Raw genomic sequence first — 8,893 nt, 5'->3', positions numbered from 1 at the left:
CCTCAAACGCCGGACAGGCTGATTCAGCCCGTCCGGCGTTTGAGGACGAGCGGCGAAGCCGCGAAAAGGGGGTCTGGGGCGCAGCCCCGGGAAACGGCGAAGGGGCGGGACCGGGGCACCGCCACCGTTTCAAACCCCCCGTGTCACCCACATAGGTCGTCTCTCCCCGAAACCGGGCACCCCTGGCACCGGCAAACCGAACATGACTACTCTGCGTGTCAGATCGCTCACTCTGTGGAGGCGTGCATGAGTCATGAGCCGGATCTCGCCGACGACTGGGAATACACGCTCCAGGTCCCTTCGGACCCGATGGCACCGTGCATCGCCCGCCGCACCCTCCGCACCATTTTTGAGGAGCACGGGTTCCTCGAACTCGCCGATACGGCCGAGTTGCTGACGTCGGAGCTGGTCACCAACGCCTATCGGTACTCCGACGGGCCCGCGTCCGTGCGGGTGCGGCGGGATGGGAACCGGGTCAGGGTCGCGGTGTGGGACACCAATCCGCGGATGCCGGTGCTGGACGCGGGGCCGGTCGCCGACGAGGCCGAGCAGGGGCGGGGGCTCGGGATCGTCCGGCGGTGTGCCGACAGCTGGGGCGGGTTCGCGTTGCGCGACCAACCCCAGGGGCTCGTCGGGAAGTTGATCTGGTTCGAGCTCGGGGCCCCGGCGGGCTGAGCCGTCAGAGGCGCTCGGGCGTGTGGATGCCCAGCAGCGCCATGCCCTGCCGCAGCGTGCGGGCGGTCAGGTCGACGAGGAACAGGCGGTTCTCCACGACCTCCGGCGCGTTCTCGTCGCTGATCACCTGGCACTGGTCGTAGAACGTCGTCAGCAGCGACGCCAGCTGGTACAGGTAACCGGCCAGCTTGTGCGGCTCGTACGACGCGGCGACCTCCGCCACGACCTCGCCGAACTGGTCCAGGTGCAGACCCAGCGCCCGCTCGGCCGGGGCCAGCGGCAGCTCCGGGTGGGCGGCCGGCGCCACCTCGCCCGCCTTGCGGAGGATCGAGCGGATCCGCGCGTAGGCGTACTGGAGGTAGACGGACGTGTCGCCGTTCAGCGACACCATCTGGTCCAAGTCGAACTTGTAGTCGCGGGAGACCGAGGTGGACAGGTCGGCGTACTTCACGGCGCCGATGCCCACGTGCCGGCCGTTCTCCACGATCTCCCGCTCGCTCAGGCCCACCTTCTCGGCCTTGTCACGCACCACGGCCGTGGCCCGGTCGATCGCCTCGTCCAGCAGGTCCACCAGCCGGACCGTCTCGCCCTCGCGGGTCTTGAACGGCTTGCCGTCCTTGCCCAGCACCGTGCCGAAGCCGAGCATCACGGCCTTGGTGTCGTCGGTCAGCCAGCCCGCCCGGCGCGCCGTCTCGAAGACCATCTTGAAGTGCAGCGACTGGCGGCTGTCCACCACGTACAGCAGGGTGTCGGCCTTCAGGTTGAACACCCGGTCGCGGATCGCCGACAGGTCGGTGGCCGCGTAGCCGAAGCCGCCGTCGGACTTCTGGACGATCAGCGGGACGGGCTTGCCCTCCGGGCCCTTCACGTCGTCGAAGAAGACGCACAGCGCGCCCTCCGAGCGGACCGCCACGCCGGACTCCTCCAGCATGCGGCAGGTCTCCGCGAGCATGTCGTTGTAGCCCGACTCGCCGACGATGTCCTCGTCGCGGATCGCCACGTCCAGCTTGTCGAAGACCGAGTAGAAGTAGATCTTCGACTCGTCGACGAACTTCTGCCAGAGCGCGAGGGTCTCCTCGTCGCCCGCCTGGAGGTCCACCACCCGGCGCCGGGCGCGGGCCTTGAACGCGTCGTCGGAGTCGAAGAGGGCGCGGGACGCCTTGTAGAGCCGGTTGAGGTTCGACATCGCCTCCTCGCCGGAGATCTCGCCCTCGTGGTCCAGCTCGTGCGGGTGCTCGATCAGGTACTGGATGAGCATGCCGAACTGGGTGCCCCAGTCGCCGATGTGGTGACGGCTGACGACCTTCTCGCCGACGAACTCCAGGATCTTGACGACCGAGTTGCCGATCACCGAGTTCCGCAGGTGGCCGACGTGCATCTCCTTGGCCACGTTCGGCTGCGCCCAGTCGATGACCGTGGTGCCCGGGTGCTCCTTGAAGGGCACGCCCAGGCGGTCGTCGGCGTAGCGGGCGGCGAGGGTCCGCAGGATCGCCCCGTCGGTGAGGGTGACGTTGAGGAAGCCGGGGCCCGACACCTCGACGTCCGCGATCAGGTCGTCCGCCGGCAGGTTCCCGACGACCTTGCCGGCCAGCTCGCGCGGGTTCCCCTTGAGCTTCTTCGCCAGCGCCAGCATGCCGTTGGCCTGGAAGTCCGCCCGGTCGCTCCGTCGCAGCAGGGGATCGGCGGCGCCGGCCTCCGGCAGGGCCGCCGAGAGCGCGTCCGCGATGCGCCGGTCGAGCGTGGAAGCGAGGGAGGGAACCAAAGCCATGGGAAGCGGGCCCATTCCGTGTAGGGGGCGTGCGTGCTGAAGGCGACGTGTGGATGGACAGCGGCGCCGTCGCACCGAGTATCCCATGCCGATATCACAGGCCCCGCGCGCTTTTTCCCGCCTCCCCGGGCAACCGGCGGACCCCCGCCGCCGTCTGGGACAATGGTCATGCCAGACCGTAAGGAAGGAAGTGCCGTGGCTCAGGCTCAGAGCACCGAGGCCGACTGGGTCTCCCGTTTCGCCGACGAGGTCATCGCCGAGGGCGAGCGCCGCGCGCCCGGCAAACCGATCGTCGTCGCGTCCGGCCTCAGCCCCTCCGGCCCGATCCACCTGGGCAACCTGCGCGAGGTCATGACCCCGCACCTGGTCGCCGACGAGATCCGCCGCCGCGGCCACCAGGTCCGCCACGTGCTGTCCTGGGACGACTACGACCGCTACCGCAAGGTCCCGGCCGGCGTCCCCGGCATCGACGAGTCCTGGGCCGAGCACATCGGCAAGCCGCTGACCTCGGTCCCGGCCCCCGCCGGCTCGGCGTACCCGAACTGGGCCGAGCACTTCAAGGCCGCCATGGTCGAGTCCCTGGCCGAGCTGGGCGTCGAGTACGACCCGATCAGCCAGACCGAGCAGTACACCTCCGGTGTCTACCGCGAGCAGATCCTGCACGCGATGAAGCACCGCGCCGACATCGACGCGATCCTCGACCAGTACCGGACGAAGGACAAGGCGACCGGCAAGCCGAAGCAGCAGCAGAAGAAGGTCGAGGAGGCCGAGCTGGAGGCCGCCGAGGGCTCCGGCGCGGCCGGCGAGGACGACGGCAGCGGCGGCGGCGCGGGCTACTTCCCGTACAAGCCGTACTGCGGCGCCTGCGAGCGCGACCTCACCACCGTCACCGCGTACGACGACGAGACCACCGAGCTCGCCTACACCTGCGTCTGCGGCCGCTCCGAGACCGTCCTGCTCAGCGAGTTCAACCGCGGCAAGCTGGTCTGGAAGGTCGACTGGCCGATGCGCTGGGCCTACGAGGGCGTGATCTTCGAGCCCTCGGGCGTCGACCACTCCTCGCCCGGCTCGTCCTTCGTCGTCGGCGGCCAGATCGTCCGCAAGGTCTTCGGCGGCGAGCAGCCGATCGGCCCGATGTACGCCTTCGTCGGCATCAGCGGCATGGCCAAGATGTCGTCCTCCAAGGGCGGCGTCCCCACTCCGGGCGACGCGCTGAAGATCATGGAGGCGCCGCTGCTGCGCTGGCTCTACGCCCGCCGCAAGCCCAACCAGTCCTTCAAGATCGCCTTTGACCAGGAGATCCAGCGGCTCTACGACGAGTGGGACAAGCTGGAGGCCAAGGTCGCCGACGGCTCCGTGCTGCCCGCCGACGCCGCCGCGTACAGCCGCGCCGCCCGCACCGCGGCCGGCGAGCTGCCGCGCACCCCGCGCCCGCTGCCGTACCGCACGCTCGCCTCGGTCGTCGACATCACCGCCGGCCACGACGAGCAGACCCTGCGGATCCTCGGCGACCTCGACCCGGAGAACCCGGTCACCTCGCTCGACGAGACCCGGCCCCGGCTGGACCGCGCCGAGTACTGGATCAACACCCAGGTCCCGGCCGACCAGCGGACCATCGTCCGCGAGGAGCCCGACACCGAGACCCTCGCCGCCCTCGACGAGCAGGGCCGCGAGTCGCTGCGGCTGCTCCTCGACGGGCTGGACGACCACTGGTCGCTCGACGGGCTCACCACCCTGGTCTACGGCGTGCCCAAGATCCAGGCGGGCCTGGAGCCGGACGCCAAGCCCACCCCCGAGCTGAAGGTCGCCCAGCGCTCCTTCTTCGCGCTGCTCTACCAGCTGCTCGTCGGCCGGGACACCGGGCCGCGGCTGCCCACCCTGCTCCTCGCCGTGGGCGCGGACCGGGTGCGCAAGCTGCTCGCCGTCTGACGCGCGCGGAAACGGGGGAAGGGCCCGCCTCCCTCTCGGGGAGGCGGGCCCTTCGCCCGTTCTCTCGCTACTTCTTGTTGGCCGCGGCGACCGAGGCCACCGCCTCCTTCGCCGCCGCCTGCGCGTCCTTCGTCAGGTCGGCCGCGTCGGGGGCCTTCGCGCCCTCGTAGCCGGCCCCGCTGTACTTCAGCGCGACGACGACGTTGGCCGTCCGGGTGACCACCGTGACGTTGGAGAAGTCGACGGTCTTCTTGGTCTTGGTGGTCACCGTCGTCGCCCAGTCGCCGATGCCACCGGTCTTGGTGGTCTTGACGTCCTTGGGGTCGTCCTCGGTGGTGGCCTTCTTGACCTGCTGCTCGGCGTAGGCCTGGGCGCGCTTGTCGGCGGAGCCCAGGTTCGGGTCGCCGCTGAGGGCCATGATGTGCAGGTTCACCGACCGGAACTGCTGGTCGTCGGTGTCCTCGCTGTCCAGGCCGTTCCAGAAGCAGCTGCCGGTCAGCAGCTCGCCGTCCTTCTTCTTCGCCTTCGGCACCAGCTTCTCGACCGTCTTGGCCGACAGGGCCTTGCACAGGTCGGGGATCTTGGCGTACTTGCCGGCGCTGACCGTCGGCGTGGCGCTGGGCTTGGCCGGGGCGGAGGCGGAGGGCGTGGCGGAGCTCTTCTTCTCCCCGCCGTCCGAGTCCGAGCAGCCGGCGACGAGCATCACCGGTACTGCGGCGCAGGCGAGGAGTCGGGCGAGTCGCGGGGCTGTGGATCGGTGCATGGGTCCTTCGCTCAATCGGTGCGGGGCCGGACAGGGCTACTGGCACGGTACGCGGCCCGGCCGCGGCGGCGGCCGAAATGGAGGGGTACTCGCCGGGCTAGTTGCTGAAGTGCCCGGCCTCGATCTCACGGGCCAGGCCGTGTGCCTTGCCCTGGAGGTCCTGGCTGCCCGGGACGCGGGTCCGGTCGGTGGGCTGCTGGTGGTAGACGATCGTCACCAGGATGTTGGCGGCGCGGAAGACCACCGTCACGTCCCGGTGCACATCGGCGCCGCCGGCCGTCAGCCGGTCGCTGACGAACGCGTCGTCGCCCACGTCGTCCAGCGTCCGCGAGCCGAGCTCCGGCTCGTCGGCGGCGGGCGGTGTGGCCGTGGTGGCGGGGCGGGAGGCGGCGTCGGTGGTCTTGGGGGCGTTCTTGCCGTCCTTGGCGTCCTTGGCGCCCTTCGCGGTCTTGTCGGGGCTCCGGGTGCCCTTGCCGGACGGCGTGGCCGGTGCCTTCGCGGGGGCCGACGGCGTGGCGTCCGAGGACCCGGACGAGGCGGCGGGGATGTGCGCGGCGTCGGCCAGCTTGTCGTAGAGCTGCCGCGCCCGCTCCTCGTCGCTGACGCCGGCCTGGTACGACACCACCCGCTCGAAGTCGACCGACAGCCGGCGGGTGCCGTCCGGGGTCTCCTGGTTCCACCGGCAGCCGACACGGCGGTCCGCGTCGTAGGTGATGGTGGGCTGCCCCCGGTAGAGCTTCTCGGCGTCCTGGTCGCCGTCCTCGCCGCCGCCGGGGAGCATCCGGCGGAGCGTCTCGCGGCTGACGTAGCCGCAGGGCTCGGGGAGGCCGCGGTACTTGCCCGGTTCGGCCGCGGGGGCCGCGGACTCGCCCGGGCCGGGCTTGGGGTCGTCGTCCCCGCCCCGGCCGCCCGAGCCGCCGCTGCATCCGGTCAGCCCGGCCGCGAGCACGGCGGCGGCCAGCCCGGCCACCGGTGCAGCTACCAGCCGGTGCGCCTTTCGCTGCACTGTCCGTGGCTCCCTTCGCCCGCTCGTCCACGCGCTTCCGGCCCTCGCGGGGGCCGAAAACCGGTTGTCGCGGCTGGGTGGCCGCTGGACACAATGTCTACCGCACGCGCCGCCGCACCGCTGGCCCGCTGTCGTGAATCCACGGATTGATCCGGCTTTTGCGTTATCTACCGTTTATGGGGGAATGAGGAAAACATGCCGTACACCGAGCTGCCCGGCGCCCGGGTGCCCATCCGTATGTGGGCGGACCCGGCCACGGTCGAGGACGGCGCCATGCAGCAGCTGCGGAACGTCGCCACCCTGCCGTGGATCGAGGGCCTGGCCGTGATGCCGGACGTGCACTACGGCAAGGGCGCGACCGTCGGTTCCGTGATCGCCATGCGGGGCGCGGTCTGTCCGGCCGCCGTGGGCGTGGACATCGGCTGCGGCATGTCCGCCGTGAAGACGTCCCTGACGGCGAACGACCTCCCGGGCGACCTCTCCCACCTGCGCTCCCGGATCGAGCGGGCGATCCCGGTGGGCTTCGCGATGCACGACGAGGCGGTGGACCCGCGGCGGCTGCACGGCTTTCCGACGGCGAAGTGGGACGACTTCTGGCGACGGTTCGACGGGATCGCGGAAGCGGTCAAGTTCCGTCAGGACCGGGCGGTGAAGCAGATGGGATCGCTCGGCGGAGGAAACCACTTTGTCGAGGTCTGTCTCGATGAGACCGGTTCCGTCTGGCTGATGCTCCACTCCGGCTCCCGCAACATCGGCAAGGAGCTCGCCGAGTACCACATCGGCGAGGCCCGCAAGCTGCCGCACAACCAGGGGCTGGTCGACCGCGACCTCGCGGTCTTCGTCGCGGACACCCCGCAGATGGCGGCCTACCGGAACGACCTCTTCTGGGCCCAGGAGTACGCGCGGTACAACCGCGAGATCATGATGGGCCTCCTCCAGGACGTCGTCCGCAAGGAGTTCAAGAAGGCCAAGGTCGCCTTCGAGCCGGTCATCTCCTGCCACCACAACTACGTGGCGGAGGAGACCTACGAGGGCATGGACCTGCTCGTCACCCGCAAGGGAGCGATCCGCGCGGGCGGCGGCGAGTACGGCATCATCCCCGGCTCGATGGGCACCGGCTCGTACATCGTGCGCGGCCTGGGCAACGCCGCGTCCTTCAACTCGGCCTCCCACGGCGCCGGCCGCCGGATGAGCCGCAACCAGGCGAAGAAGCGGTTCACCGCCAAGGACCTGGCCGAGCAGACCCGGGGTGTGGAGTGCCGCAAGGACTCCGGCGTGGTGGACGAGATCCCGGCGGCCTACAAGCCGATCGAGCAGGTCATGGACCAGCAGCGGGACCTCGTCGAGGTCGTCGCCAAGCTCAAGCAGATCGTCTGCGTCAAGGGCTGAGGCCGTTCACCGGCCACACGGCGGCCGCCCGCGGATCCGACGGGCGTCCTCGGCCTGCGGCCGGTGGTCGCCGGGCCCCGGTCGCCCGGGAGCCCGCCCGCCCTCCGCGCGTCACGCGTCCTGCGGGTACCAGCGGAGTTCCACCGTGTTGCCGTCCGGGTCGCGGACGTAGAGGGACTCCGCCTGGCCGCGGGCGCCGAAGTTGTTCGAGGGGCCGCTGACGACGTCGAAGGTGCCGGCGTCGATGACCTGCTGCCAGTCGAGGGGCTCGACGACCAGGCAGAAGTGGTCGACGTTGGTCTCCCCGCGGTCGCGCTGGAACAGGTCGATGATCGTGCCGGAGGAGACGCGGACCGACGGGAAGGGGACCTTCCCGGCGCGCCATTCGTCGACGCGGACCGGTTCGAGGCCGAGCGGGCCGGTGTAGAAGGCCAGGGAGCGCTCGACGTCGGTGACGTTGAGGACGAGGTGGTCGAAGCCGGTGACGCGCATGAGAGTCAGTTCTCCTGGGGCTCGCGGTGCACCTTGTAGTTGGACGCCTGGGCGCGGGGACGCAGCACGAGCAGGTCGACGTTCACGTGGTGCGGCCGGGTGACCGCCCAGGTGATCGTCTCCGCCACGTCCTCGGCTGTCAACGGTTCGCTGACGCCGTTGTAGACGGCGTCCGCCTTGCCCTCGTCGCCCCGGTAGCGGTTGAGGGCGAACTCCTCGGTGCGGACCATGCCGGGGGCGATCTCGATGACGCGGACGGGCAGGCCGTTGAGCTCCAGGCGCAGCGTCTCGGCGATGACGTGGGCGCCGTGCTTGGCGGCGACGTACCCGCCGCCGCCCTCGTAGGTGGCGAGGCCGGCGGTGGAGGAGACGATGACGACCGTGCCGGGGGAGTTCTTCCACAGGGGCAGCAGGGCCTGGGTGGTCTGGAGCGTGCCGAGGACGTTGACCTCGTACATGGCGCGCCAGTCGGCGGGGTCGGCGGTGGCCACGGTCTCGGTGCCGATGGCGCCGCCCGCGTTGTTGACCAGGACCTCGACCGGGGCGAAGTCGTCGAGGAAGACGGAGAAGACGGTGACGGCGTCCCGGTCGGTGACGTCGAGTTCGTACGCGACGGCCTGGTGGCCGGCCTCGGTCAGCTCGGCGGCGAGGGCGTCGATGCGGTCCTTGCGGCGGGCGGTGAGGACGACGCGGTAGCCGGCGGCGGCCAGGGCACGGGCCGTGGCGGCGCCGATTCCGCTGCTCGCTCCGGTGATCACGGCGGTGGGGGTGGTCATGGTGCCTCCTCGGGCGGTGGCGTGCGTGAGGGACGGGCGGAGCTGGTGCCGAGGATATGACGGTCGTGGGGTGGTGATCCTGTCTCTTATACACA

General features: G+C 70.6%; 8 protein-coding genes. 3 read left to right on the top strand and 5 right to left on the bottom strand.

What is annotated here, in order from left to right; genetic code table 11:
• The first annotated feature begins 246 nt into the window (after positions 1–246).
• Positions 247–675: an ATP-binding protein gene (locus ACSNOK_RS26920; RefSeq protein WP_436783372.1), complete on the top strand. Its 429-nt coding sequence runs from the start codon at positions 247–249 to the stop codon at positions 673–675.
• Positions 676–679: 4 nt separating this feature from the next.
• On the opposite strand, the gene argS is transcribed toward ACSNOK_RS26920, so the two are convergent.
• Positions 680–2,443, bottom strand: coding sequence for an arginine--tRNA ligase (gene argS, locus ACSNOK_RS26915; protein WP_436783371.1), 1,764 nt, complete (start codon positions 2,441–2,443; stop codon positions 680–682).
• Between the two features lie 195 nt (positions 2,444–2,638).
• On the opposite strand from argS, the gene lysS reads away from it, so the two are divergent.
• Positions 2,639–4,372, top strand: coding sequence for a lysine--tRNA ligase (lysS, locus tag ACSNOK_RS26910; protein ID WP_436783370.1), 1,734 nt, complete (start codon positions 2,639–2,641; stop codon positions 4,370–4,372).
• Between the two features lie 67 nt (positions 4,373–4,439).
• Here the strand turns inward: lysS and ACSNOK_RS26905 are convergent, their stop codons facing one another.
• Both ACSNOK_RS26905 and ACSNOK_RS26900 read right to left on the bottom strand, forming a co-directional pair.
• Positions 4,440–5,135 carry a hypothetical protein gene (locus ACSNOK_RS26905; protein WP_436783369.1) on the bottom strand — a complete coding sequence of 232 codons (696 nt, stop codon included), beginning with the start codon at positions 5,133–5,135 and terminating at the stop codon, positions 4,440–4,442.
• A gap of 97 nt (positions 5,136–5,232) precedes the next feature.
• Positions 5,233–6,141 (bottom strand): hypothetical protein, encoded by a 909-nt coding sequence (locus ACSNOK_RS26900; RefSeq protein WP_436783368.1) that lies wholly within the window; start codon positions 6,139–6,141, stop codon positions 5,233–5,235.
• 195 nt (positions 6,142–6,336) lie between these two features.
• Between ACSNOK_RS26900 and ACSNOK_RS26895 the strand changes: the two genes are divergently transcribed.
• A complete protein-coding gene (locus ACSNOK_RS26895; protein WP_436783367.1) occupies positions 6,337–7,530 on the top strand; it encodes an RtcB family protein in 1,194 nt (397 codons plus the stop codon).
• A 111-nt stretch (positions 7,531–7,641) separates the two neighbouring features.
• Here the strand turns inward: ACSNOK_RS26895 and ACSNOK_RS26890 are convergent, their stop codons facing one another.
• Together ACSNOK_RS26890 and ACSNOK_RS26885 are read right to left on the bottom strand one after the other, a co-directional pair.
• The gene (locus ACSNOK_RS26890) at positions 7,642–8,022 is read right to left on the bottom strand and encodes a VOC family protein (protein WP_436783366.1); all 381 of its coding nucleotides are present in this window, start codon (positions 8,020–8,022) and stop codon (positions 7,642–7,644) included.
• 5 nt (positions 8,023–8,027) lie between these two features.
• On the bottom strand, positions 8,028–8,798 hold the full coding sequence (locus ACSNOK_RS26885) for an SDR family oxidoreductase (RefSeq protein WP_436783365.1): 771 nt from the start codon (positions 8,796–8,798) through the stop codon (positions 8,028–8,030).
• Positions 8,799–8,893 lie beyond the last annotated feature (95 nt).

The organism is Streptomyces sp. URMC 126 (genome assembly GCF_051386555.1).
Taxonomy (GTDB): Bacteria; Actinomycetota; Actinomycetes; order Streptomycetales; family Streptomycetaceae; genus Streptomyces.
This window is presented reverse-complemented; position numbering and strand designations above follow the sequence as displayed.